Annotated in this window: 3 protein-coding genes; 1 reads left to right on the top strand and 2 read right to left on the bottom strand. The window is 72.8% G+C overall.

The window, feature by feature from the left end:
• Window positions 1-93 precede the first annotated feature (93 nt).
• A complete protein-coding gene (locus HUO13_RS17540; RefSeq protein ID WP_211902379.1) occupies window positions 94-21,870 on the bottom strand; it encodes a non-ribosomal peptide synthase/polyketide synthase in 21,777 nt (7,258 codons plus the stop codon).
• A 169-nt stretch (window positions 21,871-22,039) separates the two neighbouring features.
• Between HUO13_RS17540 and HUO13_RS17535 the strand changes: the two genes are divergently transcribed.
• Entirely contained in the window at window positions 22,040-22,270 is a 231-nt protein-coding gene (locus HUO13_RS17535) for a hypothetical protein (protein ID WP_211902378.1), read from the top strand.
• Between the two features lie 4 nt (window positions 22,271-22,274).
• On the opposite strand, the gene HUO13_RS17530 is transcribed toward HUO13_RS17535, so the two are convergent.
• Window positions 22,275-23,795, bottom strand: coding sequence for an amidase (locus tag HUO13_RS17530; protein ID WP_249124971.1), 1,521 nt, complete (start codon window positions 23,793-23,795; stop codon window positions 22,275-22,277).
• Window positions 23,796-24,027 lie beyond the last annotated feature (232 nt).

Here is a 24,027-nt window from a genome sequence, read left to right as displayed (position 1 = left end):
TCCAATCCGCGCGGACCCCTGGCGGGGCCGAAATCTTGTCGGACCGGATCCGGCCGCGTGGGCGGCCGGATCCGGTGTGGGACCAACGCCGGCTCACTCCAGCCCGAGCTCGGCTTCCAGCTCGTCGATCTCGTCCTGGCTCAGCGTGTCCAGCGACAGGTCCGACGGGGTGTGCCCGCCGGCGTCGGGGTCTTCGACGTGCACCACGAGAGCCCGCAGCGCCTCGGCCCACGTGCGGGACAGCCGCTCGACGTGCCCGCGCTCGACCACCGAGGTGGCCCAGCTCCAGGTCGCCGAGAGCCGCGGTCCCTCCGCGGTGTCCTCGGTGACGGCGTTGACCTCCACCGCGTGCGGCAGCGGCATCCTGGGATCCCGGCCCGACGGCACCGGCACGTCGTCGGTGGTGGCGAAGTCGTGCTGGTCGCCCCCGCCCTGGAACCGGCCGAGGTAGTTGAAGCCGATCTCGGGCACCGGGTAGGCCGCCAACTCCGCGGCCGTCCCCGGGTTGAGGTGGCGCAGCAGGCCGTAGCCGATGCCGTTGTCCGGGATCTCCCGCAGCTGCTCCTTGAGCTGCTTGACGACCTGGCCCAGCGCGGCCGTGCCCGCCAGCAGCTCGCCGGTGTCCACCGCGCCGGGGTCCAGCCGCACCGGGTGCAGGTTGGTGAACCAGCCGACCGTGCGGGAGAGATCGCCGTCGACGACCGGCTCCCGCCCGTGGGACTCCACGTCGACCACGACGTCGCTGCGCCGGTCGCCGTCCTCGCCGCGCACGTGCAGCACGGCGACGGCCAGGGCGACCAGCAGCACGTCGTCGACTCCGGCGTGGAACCGCGCGGGCACCGTCGTCAGCAGCGCCCTGGTGTCCTCGGCCGGGATCGTGATCTCCAGCTCGCCGGCCTCGGAGCCCGGTCGCGGTCGCGCACCCGGTTCCCCGAGCACGCCCTTCCACAGCTCCAGTTCGCGCACGCGCTCCGGTCGCACCGCTTCTTCGGCGAGCCGCTGGGCCCAGCGGCGCAGCGACGTGCGCACCGGCTCCAGCCCCTCCCCCGCGGTGTGCCAGGCGATCGCGAGATCCGGCAGCAGCACCCGCCAGGAAACCCCGTCGACCGCGAGGTGGTGGACCACGACCAGCAGACGGCCGGCGGCGCGCCGTCCCGCGTCGAACCACACGAACCGGGCCACGACACCGTTCTCCGGTGCCAGCCGGTCACGCGCCGCGTCGCCGTGTTCGGCCACGACCTCGGCGAGCGCGGTGTCGTCGAGCCCTTCGACGTCCACCCGCCGCACGAGATCCGCGGCCCGGACCTCGCCCCGTGGCAGCACTTCCGGCCGCCAGCCCGGGTTGAGCCGCAGCCGGAGGGCATCGTGGGTGTCGACCAGCGCCTGCACCGCCGTCGTGAGCCGGTCGGCTCCGAGGTCGGCGGGCACCCGCAGCGCCATCGACTGGTTGAACCCGGCGAAGTGCTCGGTGTGCTCGCGCAGCCAGTGCATGATCGGCGTCGAGGGGAACTCGCCGATTCCGGCACCCGCTTCTTCCTCGACCTCGCCGCCGTCGCCCGCGGCCACCGCCAGCCTGCGCACCGTGCGATGGGCGAAGACGTCCTGCGGACTGATCACGAGTCCTTCGCGGCGGGCCCTCGCAACCAGTTGCAACGACAGGATGCTGTCGCCGCCGAGCTCGAAGAACCCGTCGTCGGTGCCGACCTGAGGCACCCGCAGCACCTCCGCGAACAGTCCGCACAGGACTTCCTCGCGGCGGGTCCGCGGCGCCGCTCCCGAGGTGGCGACGAAGTCGGGCGCGGGCAGCGCCCTGCGGTCCACCTTGCCGTTGGGCAGCAGTGGCAGCTCGTCGAGCAGGACGAACGCCGAGGGCAACATGTAGTCCGGCAGCGCGCTCGCGGCCAACGCCCGCAGGTCCGAGGGCTCCGGACGCTCGACCTCCGGCACGACGTAGGCCACCAGGCGCCTGTCTCCGGGGTTGTCCTCCCGCACCAGCGCGGTGACCTGGCCGACGCCGGGGTGCCGGTCCAGCGCCGCTTCGACCTCCCCCAGCTCGATGCGGAAGCCGCGCACCTTGACCTGGTGGTCGGCGCGACCGGCGTAGTGCAGCACGCCGTCCGCGCTCCACCGCGCGAGGTCGCCGGTGCGGTACATGCGTTCGCCCGCGGTGCCGAACGGGTCGGCCACGAAGCGCTCCGCGGTCAGCCCGGCCCGGCCCGCGTAACCGCGTGCGAGGCCGGACCCGGCGACGTACAGCTCGCCGGTCGTGCCCGGCGGCACCGGGCGCAGGTCCGCGTCCAGGACGTACACCCGCGCGTTGGTGACGGGCCCGCCGATCGCGGGCACGACCTCACCCGCCAGCGGCGCGCTCATCGTCGCGCACACCGTGGTCTCGGTCGGGCCGTAGGCGTTGATCATCGTGCGATCCCGCGACCACTTCGCCACCAGCGCGGGCGGGCACGCCTCACCCGCGACGACGAGCGTGGTGCCGGCAGGAAGCGCGTCGTCCGGCAGGACTCCGAGCGCGGTGGGCGGCAGGGTGAGGTGCGTGATCCGCTGCCGTGCGACGAGCTCGGCCAGCGCCTCGCCCGGCAGCAGCTCATGCGCCGGAGCGAGCACCAGGCACGCACCCGAGAGCAACCCCATGCACATTTCCCAGGCCGCTGCGTCGAAGCTCAGCGCCGCGAACTGCAGCACCCGGCTCGAGCCGTCCACGCCCAGGGTCTCCCGCTGCGCGGCGAGAAGGCTCGCGATGCCGCCGTGGGTGACGACCACGCCCTTCGGGCGTCCGGTGGAGCCCGAGGTGTAGATCACGTAGGCCGCGCCCGCCGGGGCCAGCACGCCCCTGTCGGCTGCGGTGACCTCGGTGGCGGGGAGTCCCGGCAGGGCCTCGGTGGTGTCGTCGCCGTCGAGCGGCACCAGCCGGACGCCCGCATCGGCCAGGGCGTCCGCGCTCGCCACGTCGGTGATGACGAACTCGGGACGACCGTCGTCGAGCATGAACCGGATGCGCTCGGCCGGGTAGGACAGGTCGATGGGCAGGTAGGCGGCGCCGGACTTGAGCACGGCCAGCAGCGCCACCACCAGGTCGGCCGACCTGGGCAGCGCCACGCCGACCAGCCGCTCCGGCCCGGCCCCCCGGGTGATCAGCCAGCGCGCCAGCCGGTTGGCCCGGCGGTCCAGCTCGGCGTAGTCGAGCTCCGCGCCGTCGAACGCGACCGCCGGTGCGTCCGGAGCCCGGCGGACCTGCTCGGCGAAGAGGTCCGGGAACGACCTCGGTTCGATGTCACGAGCGGTGTCGTTCCACGTTGCCAGCAGGCGGGTGCGTTCGTCCGCCGCGAGCAGGTCGATGTCGCCGACCGGCGTGTCCGGATCCGCGACCACGGCGATGAGCAGCCGCTCGAAGCGCTCGACGAGCACCCGGACCGTCTCCCGCTCGAACAGGTCGGTGGCGTACTCGACGATGCCTTCGAGCCCAGCGGCGCTCTCCTCCATGCTGAAGGACAGGTCGAACTTCGCCACGCCGGTCCCGGCGCCCTCCACCTCGGCACGCAGACCGGTCAGCTCCGGTGCGGCACCGGCGGTCTGGAGGTCCAGCAGCACCTGGAACAGCGGGTGGTGCGACAGCGAACGCGCCGGGTTCAGCACCTCCACCAGCCGCTCGAACGGCACCTGCTGGTGCGCGTAGGCCGCCGCGTTGGTCTGGCGGACGCGGTCGAGCAGCTCGGCGAAGGTCGGGTTCCCGGAAACGTCGTTGCGCAGCACCAGGTTGTTGACGAAGAACCCGACCAGGTCGTCCAGCGCCGGATCGGTCCGCCCCGCGACGGGAGTGCCGATCGGGACGTCTCCGCCTGCGCCCAGCTTCGACAGCAGGGCCGCCAGACCCGCCTGCAACACCATGAACACCGTCGTTCCGCGCGACCGCGCAAGCTCGGTGACCGCCGCGTGCAGCTCGGTGCCGAAGGTGAACTCCAGCAGGTCGCCGCGGTGCGAGGCGACCGCCGGCCGCGAGTGGTCGGTGGGCAGCTCGGTCCGCTCGGGCAGGCCGGCCAGTGCGCTCCGCCAGAACCCGATCTCGCCAGCGAGCACGCTCGCCGGGTCGTCCTCCGAGCCGAGAACGTCCCGCTGCCACAGCGCGTAGTCGGCGTACTGGACCGGCAGTGCCGTCCACTGCGGCGCATCACCGCGGGTTCGTGCCGCGTACGCCTCGGAGAGGTCGCGCAGCATCGGTCCCTGCGACCAGCCGTCGCCGGCGATGTGGTGCAACAGCAGCAGAAGCGTGTGCTCCTGGGCTCCGGTGCTCCACAGCGTGGCCCTGATCGGCAGTTCGGCGCCGATCTCGATCGCGGCGCGAGCGGCCTCGGCCAGTTCGGCGTCCGGATCGCCGGTGCCGACCGCGAAATCGACCCGCGCCTCGGCCGGGTCCAGCACGAGCTGGTACGGCGTGCCGTCGGAGTCCGGGAAGACGGTGCGCAGGCTCTCGTGCCTGCCGACGACGTCGTTGAGAGCCGCTTCCAGTGCGGGCACGTCCAGCTCGCCGGACAGCCGCAGCACGAACGGCATGTTGTAGGTCGCGCTCGGTCCCTCCAGGCGGTGCAGGAACCACAGCCGGTACTGCGCGAACGACAGCGGCACCCGGGCCGGCCGCGGCCCGGCCACGGGACCGCGCCGCGCACGGCCCGCGGCGTCCAGCGTCCCCGCCAGGCCCGCGACCGTCGGGTTGACGAACAGCTCCCGGACGGGCAGCTCGACGCCGAGCTCACCGCGGATCCGGCTGACCAACCGCGTCGCCAGCAACGAGTGACCACCCAGTTCGAAGAAGCCGTCGTCGATACCGACGCCGTCCACCCCGAGCACTTCGCCGAACATCGCGCACAGCACCCGCTCGCGCTCGTCGCGCGGTGCGCGCCCGGTGCCGGAGAATTCCGGGTCGGGCAGGGCCTTGCGATCCAGCTTCCCGTTGGGCGTCAGCGGAAGCTCGTCGAGCACGACGAACGCCGACGGCACCATGTACTCGGGCAGGTGCTTGCGCGCCAGGTCCCGGAGCGCACCGGTGTCGACGACCTCACCGGCCGCCGCAACGGCATAGGCGACGATCCGCTTGTCCTCATCGGCACCCCGGATGGCGGCCGCGACCTGCGCGACCCCGGGCTGAGCGGCCAGGCAGGCTTCGATCTCACCGAGCTCGATGCGGAAGCCGCGCACCTTGACCTGGTCGTCTACCCGCGCGACGTACTCCAGCCTGCCGTCCCGGCGCCACCGCGCCAGGTCTCCGGTCCGGTACATGCGCTCGCCCGGCGCCCCGAAAGGGTCCGCGACGAACCGCTCGGCGGTCAGCCCGGGCCGGTTGGCGTAGCCGCGAGCGACGCCGCGACCCCCGATGTAGAGCTCACCGACCACGCCTGGCGGCACCGGCCGCAGGGCGGCGTCGAGCACGTGCACCGCGGTGTTGGCGATCGGCCCGCCGATCGGCGGGACCTCGCCGCCGGTGACCGTCGCGGCCGCCGACCAGATGGTGGTCTCGGTGGGACCGTAGAGGTTGGTGACCCGGCCGCCGAGTTCGAGCATCCGCCCGGCCAGCGCCGCGGGCAGCGCCTCACCGCCCACGAGCATCCGCAGCCCGCGCACCCGCTCCGGGACCTCCGACACCAGGGCCTGCCACAGCGACGGGGTGGCCTGCACGTGGCCGACCCCCGTGCGCTCGATCAGCTCGCCGAGCGCGTGCGGGTCGCGCACGGCGTCCTCGTCGGCGAGGACGACGGTCGCGCCGCTCACCAGCGGCAGGTACAGCTCCAGCGCGGCGATGTCGAACGACACCGTCGTGACGGCGAGCATCCGCTCGTCCTGCGCCAGACCGGCGTCCTCGTGCATCGACGCGAGGAAGTTGTCGAGACCGGCCCGCGGAACCTGCACGCCCTTGGGGCGCCCGGTCGAGCCGGAGGTGTAGATCGCGTACGCGAGCTGACGCCCGTCCCGGACCGCGCCCGGCGCGTCCGCACGTTCCTCGTCGCCGACGAGCACGCGCCGCGTCGACTCCGGTGCGGAAACTCGAGAACCCTCGTCGCAGACCAGGATCGCCGGGTCGGCGTCGGACAGGATGTGCGCGAGCCGTTCGGCCGGGTGACCGGGATCGACCGGCAGGTACGCCGCACCCGCCTTGGCCACCGCCAGCAACGCCACCAGCAGTTCGGGCGTGCGCGGCAACGCCACGGCGACGATCGTCTCCGGTGCGGCCCCGCAGTCGAGCAGGCGGTGCGCCAGCGCGTTGCTGCGGCGGTCCAGCTCACGGTAGGTCAGCTCCCGCGACGCGGTCACGATCGCGGTCGCGCCAGGCCGCTCCCGCACGCGGGCCTCGAACAGCTCCACGAACGTCGCTTCCGGGACGGGCCGGCGCGTGTCGTTCCACGCCGCGAACCGCTCCTTCTCTGCCGGAGCCAGGATTTCCAGCGCCGACACCGCACGCCCGGGGCCGGCGACCGCTTCGGCCAGCAGGCGGCCGAACCGGTCGACCAGCTCCTCGACCGTGCGCGCATCGAACAGGTCCGCCGAGAACTCCAGGTCACCCTCGATCCCGGCGGGGTTGCCGTCGGAGTCGGAGGTCTCCCGCAGCTCCAGCGAGAGGTCCATGGTGACCGAGCCGGTGTCGAGCCCCTCGACCTCCGCGTGCAGACCGGGCATGCCCAGGTCGTCGGCGCCGGCGTCGTGGACGGTCATCATGACCTGGAACAGCGGGTGGTGCGACAGCGAACGCGCCGGGTTCAGCACCTCCACCAGCCGCTCGAACGGCACGTCCTGGTGCGCGTAGGCCGCGAGGTTCGTCTCGCGCACCCGCTCCAGCAGCTCGGCGAAGCTCGGGTCGCCGGAAACATCGTTGCGCAGCACCAGGTTGTTGACGAAGAACCCGACCAGGTCCTCCAGCGCCGCGTCGGAACGCCCCGCGACCGGCGTGCCGATCGGCACATCGGTCCCCGCGCCCAACCGCGACAGGACCGCGGCCAGACCGGCCTGCAAGACCATGAACACCGTCACCCCACGCGACCGCGCCAGCTCGGTCACCGCCGCGTGCAGCTCGGCGTCGAAGCGGACGTCGACCGCACCGCCGCGGTGGGACGCGACGGTCGGACGCGGCCGGTCGGTGGGCAGCTCGAGCCGGGCCGGCAGTCCGGCGAGCCGGTCGCGCCAGAACTTCACCTGGGTCGAGACCAGGCTCGCCGGGTCGTCCTCGGAACCGAGCAGTTCGTGCTGCCACGCGGTGTAATCCGCATACTGCACCGCAAGCGGCTCCCAGTCCGGCGCACCGCCGCCGACGCGGGCGGCGTAGGCAGAGGCCAGGTCGCGCAGCAGCGGCTCGGTCGAGCCACCGTCGGCGGCGATGTGGTGCAGCAGCACCAGCAGCGTGTGGCGCCGGCCGTCCTCGCCGAACAGGGTCGCCCGGACGGGCAGCTCCGAGGCGAGGTCGAAGCAGTACCGCGCGGCGTCGACCAGACCGCCGGGGCTCGGCGGCAGCACCGCGAACGGCGCTTCCCGGTCCACCACGACCTGGTACGGCACACCGTCGGCCTCGGCGAACAGGGTGCGCAGGCTGTCGTGCCGCGCCACCACGTCGCCGAACGCGCCGCGCAGGGCTTCCACGTCGAGCTCGCCGGAAAGCCGCAGCACCAGCGGGATGTTGTAGGCCGGGCTCGGACCCTCCATGCGGTGCAGGAACCACAGCCGCCGCTGGGCGAACGACAGCGGCACCCTGTCGGGCAACGGCATGCGGCGCAGCGCCGGACGCGCGTCACCGGCCTCGGCGAGCCGAGCGGCCAGCCCGGCGACGGTCGGCGCCTCGAACACCGCGCGCACCGGCAGCTCCACACCGAGGGCGGAGCGGATGCGGCCGGTCAGCCGGGTCGCGCGCAGCGAGTGACCGCCGACGGCGAAGAAGTTGTCGTGCGGGCCCACCTCGTCGACGCCGAGGACCTCGGCGAACAGCCCGCTCAGCAGCTCTTCCTCCGGCGAGAGCTCCCGGTCCTCCTCGACCACCTGCTCCGCGGACTCCCGCACGCGGAACTCCAGCCGCCCGTCGGCCCGCCACCTGGCGCGCTCCCCGGTCGGGAACATCCACCGCCCCGCCGTGCCGAACGGGTTCTCGACACCTTCGGCCAGTTCCGGCGTGCTGACGTGGACCTCGCCGAACACCCCGGGCGGAACCGGCCGCAGGTGTTCGTCGAGCACGTAGACCGCCACTCCCGGCGCGGGCCGCTCGGCGCCGGGCTCGCCGGTCGTGGCGACGCCGGTCTGCGCCCAGCCGCGCCAGGTCTCGACCTCGACCTCCGGGAAGTGCCGCCGGAACCCGCCCAGGTCACTGGCCGCGGTGTCGCTCCCGAAGCGGACGAGCCGTTTCAGCGTCTCCGGCACGAAATCCTGCTCCACGGCCACCCGGCACAGCTCGTCCAGGAGGGCGTGCGGCAGCACGACTTCCTCGATCCGGTCCCAGTCCAGCCAGCCGAGCAGGTCCGACGCGCTGCCGGACAGCTCCTCCGGCGGCGCGACCGAACCGTCCACTATGGAGGGGTCGATGCCCGCGACCGCGACGGCACCGCGGTCGCGGGTGGACCTCTCGCCGACCGGCGGCAGCACGATGCGACGCTCGTCGTCGTGGAGCAGCTCGACGGATCCCAGGCGTGCGTCCGGGTCCGCGACCAGCGCTTCGAGCAGGGTCACGAACCGCTCCGAAAGGCGCCGCACGGTCGCGTGGTCGAAGAGGTCGACCGCGAACTCCAGGTCGCAGCCGATGCCGCCCGGCTCGCCGCCGACGTGGCGCTCCTGCAGGTGCAAGGTCAGGTCGAAGCGCGCCGCGGACATGCCGACGTCGAGGAACCGCGCCCGCAGCCCCGGCATGGCGAAGCTGCTCTCGGCGTCGTTCTCGAACACCATCATGACCTGGAACAGCGGGTGGTGGCTCAGCGTGCGCACCGGGTTGACCGCTTCCACGATCCGCTCGAACGGCACGTCCTGGTGCGAGAACGCCGAGAGGTCGGCCTCCCGGACCCGGCCGAGCAGCTCGCGGAACGTCGGGTCCCCGGCGGTGTCGGTGCGCAGCACCAGCGTGTTGACGAAGAAACCGACCAGGTCCTCCAGCGACTCGTCGCCGCGGCCGGCCACCGGCGTGCCGATCGGGATGTCGGTGCCCGCGCCGTGCCTGCTCAGCAGTCCCGCCAGCGCCGCCTGCACGACCATGAACAGCGTCGTGTCGGTCTTGCGGGCCAGCTCCAGAAGCTTCGCGTGCAACTCCGCCGGAACGACGAAGCCGACTTCCTCGCCCTCGTAGGAAGCAACCGCCGGCCGCGGCCGGTCGGTGGGCAGCTCCAGGCGGTCGGGCAGGTCGGCCAGCGCCTGCTGCCAGTGCGCGATCTGCCGGGAGACCACGCTCCCGGGGTCGTCCTCGGAACCGAAGATCTCCCGCTGCCAGAGGGTGTAGTCGGCGTACTGCACCGGCAGCGGCGGGAGCTGCGGCTCCTGGCCCTGCCTCTGCGCGGCGTAAGCCGCCGAAAGGTCGCGGGCGAACGGCTCGTCCGAGCCGCCGTCGGTCGCGATGTGGTGCATCAGCAGCAGCAACACGTGCTCCTCGGCACCGACGCGGAACAGCGTGGCCCGCAACGGGCACTCCGAGGTGAAGTCGAACGTGTGGCGCGACTCCTCCGCCAGCCGCTCGTCCAGCTCGTCCGGTGCGACCTCGACGGTCCTCAGGCCGGGGAAGGTGTCGACCACGTGCTGGTGCGGCTCGCCGTCCACCTCGGGGAAGACCGTGCGCAGGCTCTCGTGGCGGTCGAAGACGTCCCGCACCGCCGCCTCCAGCGCGGCGGCGTCGAGCTCACCCTCCAGCCGCAGCACGAGCGGGACGTTGTAGGTCGCGCTCGGCCCCTCCAGCCGCGACAGGAACCACAGCCGCTGCTGCGCGAACGAGAGCGGGACGCGGTCCGGACGCGGGCGCGCGGTCAGCGGGATCCGCGGTGCCTCCGACGCCTCGTCGAGGCGGCCCACGACACCGGCCACCGTCGGCTCGGTGAACAGCGACCGCACCGACAGCTGCACGCCGAAGGTCGCGCGGATCCGGCTCAGCAGCCGGATCGCCGACAGCGACTGCCCGCCCAGCTCGAAGAAGCTCTCCTCGGGCTCGACCGGCCTGCCGAGTCCGAGCACCTCGCCGAAGAGTCCGCACAGGATCTCCTCGCGCGGCGAACGCGGCCCCCGGCGCTCGTGGCGGCGCGACAGCGCGGGCAGCGCGGCGTAGTCGACCTCCCCGTCTACCACTGGCAGCGCGTCGACCGCGATGAACCGCGACGGGACCGCGTACTCGGGAAGCTGCGACTCGGCGTGGGCGCGCACGGCGGCCGGGTCGGTGGTGTAGGCGACCGGCTGCCCGTCGTCGTCGATCGTCATCGCCACGCCCGCCGCGCAGGCCAGGATGCGCTCGACCTCGTCGAGCGACACCCCGATGCCGCGCAGCCGCACGTACCTCCCCTTGCGGGCGACGACCTCGATGTGGTCTCCGCGCCGGCGTGCGCGGTGTCCGGTGGCGACCGGCCCGCCGCCGGTGTCGACGTGGAGCTCACCGACCACACCGGCGGGAAGCGGACGCCCCGCCTCGTCCAGCACCAGCTCCCGCGCGCCCGGTGCCGGGTGCTCGCCCGGCTCCAGGACGTCGAGCTCGCCTAGCTTGCGGTCCGGATCGGCCGTGGCGCTGCGCAGCAGCCGGAGCAGCCGCTCGCCGAAGGAGTCCACAGTGGCCCGTTCGAACAGGTCGGTGGAGTACTCGATCTCGCCGACGATGCCCGCGTACGAGCCGTCGGCGGCGTAGCGCTCCTGCAACCGGATGTCCATCGCGAACTTCGCCACGCCCGCGACGACGTCCTCCAGCTCCACCTCCAGGCCTGGCAGCCCGACCTCGACCTCGTCGAAGTTCTCGAAGGTCAGCATCACCTGGAACAGCGGGTGGTGCGACAGCGAGCGCACCGGGTTGACCGCCTCCACGATCCGCTCGAACGGCACGTCCTGGTGCGCGAACGCCGCCAGGTCGGTCTCGCGCACCCGCTCCAGCAGCTCCCGGAACGTCGGGTCGCCATGCGTGCGGGTGCGCATGACCAGCGTGTTGACGAAGAAGCCGAACAGGTCTTCCAGCGCCTCGTCGGTACGGCCGGCCACCGGCGTGCCGATCGGGATGTCGGTGCCCGCGCCCATGCGGGTCAGCAGCGCGGCGACACCGGCCTGGATCACCATGAACTGCGTGGTGTTCGTGGCGCGGGCGACCTCGTCGACCGCCCGGTGCAACTCGGCGTCCAGGCGCAGCGGCGCCTCGTCGCCGAGGTAGCTCGCCGCCGCGGGGCTCGGGTGGTCGGTGGGCAGCTCGATCTTCTCCGGCAGGCCGCGCAGAGCCTCCGCCCAGAACGCCATCTGGCGGCTGATCGCGCTGCCCGGGTCGTCGACCGAGCCCAGCAGCTCCCGCTGCCACAGCGTGTAGTCGGCGTACTGCACCGGCATTCGCTCGAACACCGGCGCCTCGCCGCGCAGGCGGGCGGCGTAGGCGGTGGCCAGGTCGTTGCCGAGCAGCGACTCCGACCAGCCGTCGCTGACGATGTGGTGCATCAGCGGCAGCAGCGCGTGGCGGTCGCCGCCGAGGCGGAACAGCCAGGCCCGGATCGGCAGTTCGGTGGCGATGTCGAAGTGGTGGCGCGACGCCTCGGCCAGCGCCTCGCCCACCGCCGCCTCGTCGACGTCGACGACCTCCAGCACCGGCCGCGCCTGCTCGGGCGGCAGCACCACCTGATGCGGCGCACCGCCGTGCTCGGGGAACAGCGTCCGCAGCGACTCGTGCTGGGCGACCACGTCGGCGAAAGCGGCACGCAGCGCCTCGACGTCGAGCTCACCGGTCAGCCGCAGCACCAGCGGCACGTTGTAGGTCGCGCTCGGCCCTTCGAGACGGGAGAGGAACCACAGCCCCTCCTGCACGAACGACAGCGGCAGCCGCTCGGGCCGCGGCATCGGCCGCAGCGCCACCCGCGCGCCGTCGGCGCCGTCGAGGCGTTCGGCCAGCCCCGCGACGGTCGGCGTCTCGAACAGCGCGCGCAGCGGCAGCTCCGCGCCGAAGGCCGACCGGATGCGGCTGACCAGCCTGGTGACCAGCAGCGAGTGGCCACCGAGGTCGAAGAAGCTGTCGTCGATGCCGACGCCGGGCACCTCCAGCACCTCGGCGAAGAGCCCGCAGAGGATCTCCTCGCGCTGGTTGCGCGGCGCACGGCCGCCGGCCAGCACCGACAGGTCGGGTGCGGGCAGGGCCTTGCGGTCCAGCTTCCCGTTGGCCGTCAGCGGCAGCGACTCGAGCCGGACGACGGCGGCGGGCACCATGTAGTCCGGCAGGCTCGCCCCGACGTGGCGGCGGACCTCGGCGGGGTCGATCTCCTGCGCGGAGACGACGTAGCCGACCAGGCGCTTGTCGCCCGGCTTGTCCTCGCGCACGACGACCGCGGCCTGCTCCACCGCCGGGTGGTTCAGCACCTGGGCCTCGATCTCGCCCAGCTCGATGCGGAAACCGCGGATCTTGACCTGGTCGTCGGCGCGGCCGAGGTACTCCAGCACTCCCCTGCCGTTCCAGCGCACCAGATCGCCGGTGCGGTACATCCGCGTGCCGGGAGCGCCGAAGGGGTCGGCGACGAATCGCTGCGCCGACAGGCCGGCGCGGCCGAGGTAGCCGCGGGCCAGCCCCGCACCGGACACGTGCAGCTCTCCCGGGACGCCCGGCGGCACCGGCCGCAGGGAGTTGTCCAGCACGTAGAGGCCGAGGTCCGGGATGCCTTCGCCGATCGGGCTGCGCGGGTCGGCGGTGTGGGCCGCCTCCAGCGGGAAGTACGTGACGTGCACCGTGGTCTCGGTGATGCCGTACATGTTGACCAGCCGCGGCGAGTCCGGTGCGTGCCGCCGGTACCAGTCGTCCAGCTTGGACGGTTCCAGCGCCTCGCCGCCGAAGACCACGTGGCGCAGCGACAGCCGGTCGCCCAGCTCCGGATTCTCCCGGTCGGCCTGCGCAAGCTGGTAGAACGCCGACGGCGTCTGATTGAGCACGGTGACGCCCTCGCGGACCAGCAGCTCCAGGAACTCCTTCGGCGAGCGGCTGACCACGTGCGGCACCACGACCAGGCGGCCGCCGTGCAGCAGCGGCCCCCACAGCTCCCACACCGAGAAGTCGAAGGCGTAGGAGTGGAACAGCGTCCAGACGTCCTCGCCGCCGAAGCCGAACCAGTGCTCGGTGGCGGTGAGGAGCCGGTGGACGTTGCGGTGCGGCACGACGACGCCCTTGGGACGGCCGGTCGAGCCGGAGGTGTAGATGATGTAGGCGGCGTTGTCCGGGCCCGCCGTCTCGCCCAGGTCGCTCGCGTCGTATCCGGACAGGTCGAGGTGGTCCAGCACGAGGCGTTCCACGCCGGTGTCCAGCTCGGTCGCCGAGTCGGTGACCACGACCGCCGGGGCGGCGTCGGCGAGCATGAACGCGACCCGGTCGGCCGGATAGCCGGGGTCGAGGGGCAGGTAGGTGGCACCGGCCTTGAGCACCGCCAGCAGCGCCACCACCAGCTCGGCCGACCTCGGCAGCGCCAGCGCGACGACGCGCTCGGCCCCCGCACCGCGCTCGACCAGGGCGCGTGCCAGGCGGTTGGCGCGCGCGTCGAGCTCGGCGTAAGTCAGGCGCTGGTCTTCGAAGACCAGCGCGGTCGCGTCGGGCGTGCGCCTCACCTGCTCGGCGAACAGGGCCGGGATGGTCCGCGCGTCGGTGTCCGCGTCCCGCACGGTGGGCATCAGCGCCCGGCGCTCGGCGGACGAGAGCAGGTCGATGTCGTCGACCGGGCGGTCCGGGTCGGCCACCACCGCGTCGAGCAGGCGGACCAGGCGCTGTCCCATGGAGGCCACGGTCTCGTGGTCGAACAGGTCTGTGGCGTACTCGATGAGCCCGGCCATGCCCAGCGGCGTGCCGTCGGCGGCGTAGTCCTCGCGGAAGTCGAAGTCGAGGTCGAACTTCGACGAGCCGGAGCCGATGTCGTGGAAGCTCGCCCGCAGACCCGGCAGGTCCAGCTCGGCCTCGGCGTTGTTCTGGAACAGCACCATGACCTGGAACAGCGGGTGGTGCGCCATGGAACGCGGCGGGTTGAGCACCTCGACCAGCCGCTCGAACGGCACGTCCTGGTGGGCGTAGGCCGCCAGGTCGTTCTTGCGGACCCTGCCGACCAGCTCCCGGAACGTCGGCCTGCCGGAGGTGTCGGTGCGCAGCACCAGGGTGTTGACGAAGAACCCGACCAGCTCTTCCAGCGCCTCGTCGGAGCGGCCGGCGATCACGCTGCCCAGCGGGATGTCGTGGCCGGCGCCCATCCTGGTCAGCAGCGCCGACAGCGCGGCCTGCACCACCATGAACAGCGTCGTGCCGGTCTGGCGCGCCAGCTCCACCAGCCCGCGGTGCAGGTCGGCCGGGATGGTGAACTCGACCTCGCTGCCCTGGTACGAGGCGACCGCCGGACGCGGCCGGTCGGTGGGCAGTTCGAGCCGTTCGGGCAGCCCGGCCAGGTTCTGAGACCAGAACGCGAGCTGCTTGGACACCAGGCTGCCGGGATCGGTCTCGCTGCCGAGCAGTTCCCGCTGCCACAACGCGTAGTCGGCGTACTGCACCGGCAGCGGAGCCCACCCCGGAGCCTGGCCCCGCAGCCGCGCCGCGTACGCGGCCGACAGGTCGCGGCTCAGCGGGGCGTCGGACCAGCCGTCGCTGGCGATGTGGTGCAGCAACAGCAGCAGCGCGTGCTCCTGCTCCCCCAGGGAGAACAGGCAGACCCGCAGCGGGAGTTCGGTGGACAGGTCGAAGCTGTAGCGGCCGAGATCGCGCAGGTGCTCGGCCAGCCCGTCCTCGTCGGTCCGGACGAACTCGACCTCCGGAACCGAACTCTCCGGCGGCAGCACGACCTGGTGCGGGGTGCCGTCGGTCTCCGGGTAGACCGTGCGCAGCGTCTCGTGCCGGGCCACCACGTCACCGATCGCCCCTCGCAGCGCGTCGGTGTCCAGCTCGCCGGACAGGCGTAGCAGCAGCGGCTCGGTGTAGGTCGCGCTGTCGTCCTCCAGCTCGTGCAGGAACCACAGCCGCCACTGCGCGAACGACAGCGGCATCGGATCGGGCCGGGTGAAGGGCTCCAGCACCACCCGGGTGCGGTCGGCGTCCCCGAACTGCGCCGCGAGCCCGGCGACCGTCGGCTGCTCGAACAGGTGCCGCAACGACAGCTCCACCCCGAACATCGAGCGCAACCGGCTCAGCAGCCGGATCGCCGACAGCGAGTGCCCGCCGAGCTCGAAGAAGCTGTCGTCGATGCTCACCTCGGTGGTGCCCAGCACGTCGCGGAACAGTCCGCAGAGGATCTCCTCACGCGGAGTGCGCGGCGCGCGGCCCGTCTTCTCTTCCTCGGCGACCTCGTCCGCGCGGCCGGCCGCCCGCACGCGCTCGTCCTCGGCGAGCACGCCGGTCTCGCCGACCGGCTGGTCCGGGCGTTCGACGAACGCGTGCAGCAAAGCCAGCATCTGCCGCGAAAGCCGTTCCGCGCTCGCGCGGTCGAACAGGTCCGGCCGGTACTCGAACCGCAGGCGAAGCGTCCGGCCCGGGATGACCGACAGCGTCAGCGGGTAGTGCGTGGCGTCGTGGTCCTCCAGCCCGGTGACCTCCACGCCCGGCACCGGCGTCCACGACTCCCCCGGCTCGTGCGGGTAGTTCTCCACCACGGTCAGCGCGTCGAAGAGCTCACCGGTCCCCAGCAGGTTCTGGATGTCGTTGAGGCCGAGGTAGTGGTGCTCCAGCAGCCTGGACTGCTCGTCCTGGACGCGGGACAGCAGCTCGCCCAGCGACTCGCCTGCGCGCAGCCGGACGCGCACCGGCAGCGTGTTGATGAACATGCCGACCATCGACTCGACCCCGGGCAGCTCCGACGGGCGGCCCGAGACGGTGCTGCCGAAGACGACGTCCTCGCGGTCGAGGTTGCGCGCCAGCAGCAGGCCGAAACCGCCCTGGACGACGGTGTTGAGGGTGAGACCGCGGCTGCGCAGCCACTGCTGGAGCCGGTCGGCGAAGTCGGCGGGCAGGTCCAGCACGAGCTGCTCCGGCGTGACCACGGAGTCACCGGAGTTACCGAACAGCGTCGGCTCGACGCCGTCCAGCGCCTCGCGCCAGACGCGCTCGCCGGCGGCGCGGTCGCGCTCCGCCAGCCACGCCAGGTAGTCCTGGTACGGCGCGACCCGCTCCACGTCGCCGCCGCGGTACAGCGCGAACAGCTCGTCGAGCAGCGACTGCATGGACCAGCCGTCGAACAGGATGTGGTGGTTGGTGACGACGAAGCGGTGTTCCCGCTCCCCGAGGCGGATCAGCGTGAACCGCAGCAGCGGCGGCCGGGTCAGGTCGAATCGTCGACTCCGGTCGGCGGTGGTCAGCTCGGCGACCGCGGCATCCTTGTCGTCCACTTCGGACAGATCGGCCTCGGTCCACGGCAGCTCGACCTCGTCCGGGATCACCTGCACCGCGCGGGGCAGGCCCTCGTAGCGGAAACCGGCGCGCAGGTTGTCATGCCTGCGCAGCAGATCCGCCGCGGCGGCGCGCAGCGCGGGCGCGTCGAGCTCGCCGTCGAGCCGGAAGACCTCCTGCACGGCGTAAACGTCGGGGGCCTGGTCGTCGTAGAGGGCGTGGAACAGCAGGCCCTCCTGCAACGGGGCCAGCGGCAGGATCTCGCGGACCGGGCCGTGCTGCTCCAGCTGCTCGATCTGGCTCTGCGACAGCGCCACCAGCGGCACGTCCGACGGGGTGAGCCCGGCGTCGGCGGTCTGCTCGGCGAGCAGGCGCAACGCCTCCAGCCACGCGTCGACCAGCTCGGCCACGCGGCCCTCGTCGAGCAACGCACCGGCCCACGTGCAGGTGATCCGCAGCCGCGGCCCCGCCGGGTGCTCCTCGGTGATCGCGTCGATCTCCAGCGGGTACGACAGCGGCAGCCCGGCGTCGGCTCCGCCACCCAGTGCCGAGCCGTCGGCGGCCCAGTCGGCGGCGGCCTCCCCGCCGCCGAAGCGGCCGAGGTAGTTGAACCCGATCTGCGGCGCGGGGCGCGCGGGCAGCGAGTCGCGCAGGATGCCGTAGCCGATGCCGTTGCCCGGCACGCCGCGCAGCTGCTCCTTGACCCGCTTGAGCACGCGTGACCGGGTCCGGCCGTCGGCCAGCTCGTCCACGCCGCGCACGCCGGAGTCCAGGCGCACCGGGAAGGCGCTGGTGAACCAGCCCACGGTCCGGGAGAGGTCCAGCCGCTCGGCGATCTCCTCGCGGCCGTGGCCCTCCAGCTCGACCACGACGGCGGACTCCCCGGTGTCCCAGCGGCGCTGCACGTCGGCGAGACCGGTGGCCAGGCCGGCCAGCAGCACCTCGTTGGCGCGGGCGCGAACGGCCGCGGCCACGTCGGTGAGCAGCTTGCCGGTCAGCTCCGCGGGCAGTTCGCGGGTCAGCGTGCGGGCGGAGCCGCGCACGTCGCGGGTGAAGTCCAGGGCCACGTCGCCGAAGGGGGTGGACTCGTGCGAGGTGACGTCGGTCCACATCGGCAGCTCGTCCTGCCTGCCCGCCGCGGAGTCGCGCAGCACGTGCGCCCAGTGGCGGAACGACGTGCCGACCGGTTCCAGCCGCACCGGCCGTCCGGCCCGGATCGACTCCCACGCCGCGCGCAGGTCGGAGACCAGGACGTCCCAGCTGACACCGTCCACCGCGAGGTGGTGCACGAGCACGACCAGCCGCCCCGGCTCCTCGCCTGCGTCGAGCCAGCAGACCTGCAACACGCGGCCCGCGGCCGGGTCCAGCGCGGCTTGGGCGCGCTCGGTCTCCTGCTGCACCATGTCGGCCATGTCGACATCGCGTGCGTCCACACGACGCACGAATCCGGTGCCGACCTCGGGCGTGATCACCAGCTGGCCGGACTCCAACCGCATCCGCAGCACGTCGTGGTGGGCCACCAGCGCGTGCACGGCGGCCTCGAGGTCGGGTTCGGTCATCGCGGCGGGAGCGCGCAGCACCGTCGACTGGAAGTAGCCGCGGATGTCGCCGCCGCGCTCCAGCAGGCTGCGCATGATCGGCGTCAGCGCCACCGCACCGTTCGGCTCCCACACCGGCACGTCGCCGGTCGTGGCGGTCTGGCGGGTGGCGACCGCGGCCAGCCGGGCCACGCTCTTGTGCTCGAAGACGTCGCGAGGCGTGAGCACCAGCCCGGCCTTGCGGGCGCGGCTGACGAGGCGGATGGCGACGATGCTGTCCCCGCCGAGGTCGAAGAACCCTTCGTCCACCCCGAAGTCCGACACCCCGAGCACCTCGGCGAACAGCTCCGCGAGCTGATGTTCCTGCGGGGTACGCGGGCCGCGCACGGCCTCCCGCGCCACCGGCGCGGGGAGCCGCCGGCGGTCGACGGAACCGCCGGCGTCGCGCGGCATTTCCTCCAGCAGCACGAAGTCCTGGGGAACCAGGTAGGACGGGATCCGGCGTTCGAGGTAAGCGCGCAGATCGGCCACGCGCACCGATCCGGCCACCACGTAGGCGATGAGACCGCTGTCGCCGCCGGCCACGAAGGCCTCGGCCACGGCGGGGTGCGCGGCCAGCTCGTCCCGCACCCGGCGGGCGTCCAGGCGGATGCCGCGGACCACGACCTGCTCGGCATCGGCCACGTGGATCCGCTCGTCCGGCGCGAGGAGCTCGAGCTCGGTGAGCCGCGCGTCCGGCGTCGCCGCGGCCGAGCGCAGCAACGCGGCCAGCCGCTCCCACAGCAGTTCGACGCCCTCGCGGCCGAAGAGGTCGGTGCTGTACTCGATGATCCCGTCGGCACCCGCGGGCACGCCGTCCTCGCCGTGGTGTTCCCGCAGCCGCAGGTCCAGATCGAACTTGGCCACGCCGATGGACACCTCGTCCACCTCGGTCCGCGCGTCCGGGAAGTCGGGCCTGGCCTCGGCGAGCGTCTCGAAGGTCAGCATCACCTGGAACAGCGGGTGGTGCGACAGCGAACGCGCCGGGTTGACCGCCTCCACGACGCGGTCGAACGGCACGTCCTGGTGGGCGAACGCGGCCAGGTCGGTTTCCCGCACCCTCGCCAGCAGCTCTCGGAAGGTCGGATCACCCTGCGTTCTGGTGCGCAGCACCAGGGTGTTGACGAAGTACCCGACCACGTCGTCCACATCGGACGAACCGCGGCCCGCCACCGGAGTGCCGAGCGGGATGTCGGCACCGGCTCCGAGCCTGGTCATCAGCGCGGCCAGCGCGGCATGGACGACCATGAACGGGGTGGTGCCGGTCGACCGGGCCAGACCCGCCAGCGCGCGGTGCAGCTCGACGTCCATCCGGACCCGCAGCACGTCGCCGCGGTGGCTCGCGCTCGCCGGACGAGGGTGGTCGGTGGGCAGCTCGACGAGGCCGGGCAGGTCCGCGAGCTCGTCCTCCCAGAAGCGGATCTGCCGGGACAGCGGACTCGTCGGGTCGTCCTCGGCACCCAGCGCGGCACGGACGCGCCGCATCTCCGCGGCGTAGCCGGTCGGGAGCTCCGCCCACCGCGGCGCGCGACCGTCCAGCCTGGCCCGGTATGCGGCGGACAGGTCGGCGACCAGCGGCCGCTCCGACCAGCCGTCGGCAGCGATGTGGTGCATCAGCAGCAGAACCGCGTGCTCGCGCGGTCCCGAGGACACCACGCACACCCGGAACGGGATCTCGTTCAGCAGGTCGAACGGGTGCCGGGCCTGGCGGACCAGCTCGGCCTCGACGTCGGCGGTCTCGACGAACTCGACGTCGGCCTCGGTGGACTCCACCCGCGGGCGCGGACTGCCGTCATCCTCGGAGAAGGTGGTGCGCAGGGTCTCGTGCCGCAAGGCCACGTCCTGCACGGCCTGCCGCAGAGCGGACTGCTCGAGCGGGCCGTCGATCCGCACGACCAGCGGGATGTTGTAGGTGGCGCTGGGGCCTTCCAGCCGGTGCAGGGACCACAAACCCATCTGCGCCGCCGAGAGCTCGGCGACCCCCGCCTGCGGCTGCGCGGATTCGGCGAGGCGTTCCGCGCCGGCCAGGCGCTCGGCGAGCGCGGCGACGGTCGGGGCCTCGAAGACGTCGCGCACCGAGACCTCGACCCGCATGCCCGACCGGATTCCGCGCACCAGGCGGGTCGCCAGCAGCGAATGCCCGCCCAGCTCGAAGAACCCGTCGTCGACACCGACCCGCGTCACGCCCAGGGCCTCGGCGAACAGCTCGCACAGCACCGCCTCCCGCTCGGTGCGCGGTGCCTGCCCGGCGTCGGCGCCGGCCCACGGGTCCGGGAGGGAGCGGCGGTCGACCTTGCCGTTGGGGGCCAGCGGCATCCGGCCGATCACCGCGAACGACGCCGGCACCATGTGCTCGGGCAGCGCGGCGGCGGCCCGGCTCCGCAGGGTCTGCACCCCGACCGGCTCGCGGAGCACGACGTGGGCGACGATGGCTCGCTCTCCCGCCGGGGTCTCGCGCACCGTCACCGCGGCCTGGGCGACCTCGGCGAAGCCCGCCAGCACCGACTCGATCTCGCCCAGCTCGATGCGGAAACCGCGGATCTTGACCTGGTCGTCGGCCCGGCCCAAAAACTCCAGCTCCGCGCCGTTCCAGCGCGCGAGGTCGCCGGTGCGGTACATGCGCTCGCCCGGCGCGCCGAACGGGTCGGCCGGGAACCGCTCGGCGGTCAGCCCCGGGCGCCGCAGGTACCCGTGCGCGAGCTGGACTCCCGCCACGTACAGGTCGCCCTGCTCGCCCGGCGCCACCGGCCGCAGCCGCGCGTCGAGCACGTGCACCCTGGTGTTCCACAGTGGACGCCCGATGGGTAGCGGACGCGACCCGATGGCCGGGTCGTAGTCCCAGTGCGTGACGTCGATGGAGGCTTCGGTGGGGCCGTAGAGGTGGGCAAGCCGGACGCCCCAGCGCCGCACCACCCTGGCGGCCAGCGCGGGGGGCAACACCTCACCCGCCACGAACACCAGCCGCAGGGCAGGCGACGGCTCGCCGAGGTCGACGTCGGCCGCCACCGCCAGCAGCGACGGCACGAACTGCGCGACGGTCACCCGGTGCCGGTCCACGAAGTCGATCAGGCGCTCGGGGTCGCGCACGACGTCGGCCGAGGCCAGGCACAGGGTCGCGCCGACGATCAGCGGCAGCCAGATCTCGGTACCCGCCGCGTCGAAGCTGATCGCGGTGCGGGCCAGCACGCGGTCATCGGCGCGCAGCCCGCACGTCTCGGCCTGCCACAGCATGTGGTTGACCACGCCCTCGTGCGGCACGACGACGCCCTTGGGCCGCCCGGTGGATCCGGAGGTGTAGATCACGTAAGCGGGATGCCGCGCGGTGGCGCCCACGAGCGAATCGTCCACATCGGACCCATCGCTCGCGGGCTCGTCCACGAGTGCCACGGTGGCTTCGGTCGAGGGCAGGCCCGCGGCGATCTCGCCGGTCGTCAGCACCAGTGCGGGCCGAGCGTCGGCGAGCATGAACGCGACGCGCTCCGCCGGGTAGTCCGGGTCCACCGGCAGGTACGCCGCGCCGGTCTTGAGCACCGCGAGCAGGCTGACGACCAGCTCCGGCGTCCGCGGCAGCGCCAGCGCCACCACGTCTCCCGGCCGCACTCCGAGCCCGGCCAGCCGGCGGGCGAGCCGGCTCGCCCGCTCGTCGAGCTCGCCGTAGGTCAGCGGCCGGCCCTCGGACCGGACGGCGACCGCGGCCGGATCCCGGCGCGCGCTGCGCTCGACCAGCTCCGCCAGGGTGGCATGCCCGTCCGAGCCGCGCTCCGCCAGATGATCCATGCCAGCCCACTCCTCGAAAAGAACACAATCCCGCTATTCCGCCGCGAGGCTAACCACGACAATTTTCGGGTCGTTATCGTGTCCATTTCCGGGCTTCGCGCGCATGCGTGCGACTCTTCACCGGTGCAGTAGCATCCCGCGCCGACGAGCCCTTCGGAGAGGACTTGAAATGGGAAACCTGGACACCGGGATCATCAGCCTGCTCATCGCTTCCGGCACGCTGCTGCTCAGCCTGCTGACCCTGGCCCGGATCCAGCGAATGCGGCTCGAGAAGGAGTACCGCCTGCGAAACGAGGAGTCCACCCGGATCGCCTCCGAAACGCATCAGATGCGCACCGAGCTGAATGCGCTCAAGGAGCAGATCCGGGAGCTGCACAAGCTGCTGACCGAGACCGCGTGAGCGCTCAGCCGACCGAAGGCGGGGCGAACTCGGGCGGGAACCACGCCGGGTGCGACCGCTCGAACGCGTGGGCCAGCCGCAGCAGCACCGGCTCGCTCCACGCCCCGGCCATGAACGTGATCCCGATCGGCAGTCCGCGCACCGCTCCGGCTGGCACGCTGATCGCCGGGTAGCCGGCCAGCCCCGGCACCAGGGCGCTGCCGCGCGCGTCCGGGTCGCCGTGTACGTGGTCGATCTTCCACGCCGGTCCGCCGGTGGGCGCGACCAGGGCGTCGAGCCGGTGCTCGGACATGACGGCGTCGATCCCCTCGTCGCGGGCGAGCCTGCGCATGGTGGCCAGCGCCGAGAGGTAGGCCGGGTCCGCGAGGTCCCCGCTGAGCGCGTCGACCATTTCCAGCGTCTCCTGGCCGAAGTGCGGCATCTCGGTCTCCGCGTGCTCCCGGTTGTAGGCGATCAGCTCGGCGATGCTGCGCGGGTGCTCACCGGGCGTCGCGGCAAGGTAGGCGTCGACGTGGTGCTTGACCTCCTGCAACTGGGCGAACATCAGCCCCTCCTCGGACAGCATCCGCGGCAGGCTGGGGATGTCGGCGCGGTCGACGATGACCGCACCGGCCCCGGCCAGCACCCGGATCGCCTCCTCCGCGACCGCGTCGGCGTGGTCGTCGTAGCCGAAGAACGACTCCCGCGGCACGCCGATCCTGACGCCTGAAAGCTCCGCCCTCTCCAGGCAGCCCAGGTAGTCGCGCCGGAACCGGCCGGCGCCGGCACCGGTGGCGGGGTCGCGCTCGTCGACCCCGGTCAGCACCCCGAGCACGGTGGCCGCGTCGGCCACACTCCGGCACAGCGGCCCGACGGTGTCCAGGCTCCGGACCCCGGGGATCATGCCCGCCCGGCTGGTCAGCCCGACGGTCGGCTTGAGCCCCACCACGCCGTTGACCCCGGCCGGACCGAGGATCGAGCCGATCGTCTCGGTGCCCAGGGCAGCGGGGCTGAGCCCGGCGGCGACCGCAGCCGCCGATCCGGAGCTCGACCCGTGCGGAGACCGGTCGAGCCGGTAGGGGTTGCGGCCCTGGCCGCCACGGGCGCTCCAACCGCCGGAACCGCTGATCCAGCCGCTCTTGTTGGTCTTGCCGAGCACGATCGCACCCGCCTCGATCAGCCTGGCCACCACGGTGGCGTCGCGCTCAGGGCGCGCGCCGAGCAGCGCCGTGGTGCCGTTGGTGGTCCGCAGCCCTCCCGCGGTCTCGAGGTTGTCCTTCACCAGCACCGGGATGCCGTGCAGCGGTCCGCGCACCTGCCCCCGCCGCTGCTCGGCGTCGCGCTCCTCGGCGATCTCGAGCGCTCGCGGGTCGGTCTCCAGCACGGCGCGCAGCTGCGGACCGCGCAGGTTGAGCCGATCGATGCGGTCGAGGTGGTATCCGACCAGCTCCACCGCGCTGAGCCGCCGCCCGGCCAGCGCCGACCGCAGTTCGGCGATGCCCGCCGCGGCCAGCGCGTCGTCGCCGCGGGCAGCGTCCGTTCCCATGATTCCCATATAAGCCTGCCTTCGTTATCGGATCCCTATCGATCCCCTGAGAACCGGATGAGAATTTCCCCTCCGGCAACTGTTCGCGATGGCAACAGGTCCAGGTCGTCGCGCCATTCGCCCCATTGCACGCCCGATAAATGCCAACTGCCCGGATTTCGGGGTGAAACCGATCGGCGAGCGCGGACGTCACTTCGGCAACGACCCCTTCTGATGGCCCGTTAGAGTGAAC

Source organism: Saccharopolyspora erythraea (assembly GCF_018141105.1).
In the GTDB taxonomy this organism is placed as follows: domain Bacteria; phylum Actinomycetota; class Actinomycetes; order Mycobacteriales; family Pseudonocardiaceae; genus Saccharopolyspora_D; species Saccharopolyspora_D erythraea_A.
Note: the sequence above shows the minus strand (reverse complement) of the source record. Positions and strands in the feature narration are given on the sequence as shown.

What these genes read in the sequence shown, in the direction of transcription:
- HUO13_RS17535 (WP_211902378.1), top strand. Translation starts at nt 22,040, where the DNA reads ATGGGAAACCTGGACACCGGGATCATCAGCCTGCTCATCGCTTCCGGC.
- HUO13_RS17540 (WP_211902379.1), bottom strand. Translation starts at nt 21,870, where the DNA reads ATGGATCATCTGGCGGAGCGCGGCTCGGACGGGCATGCCACCCTGGCG.
- HUO13_RS17530 (WP_249124971.1), bottom strand. Translation starts at nt 23,795, where the DNA reads ATGGGAACGGACGCTGCCCGCGGCGACGACGCGCTGGCCGCGGCGGGC.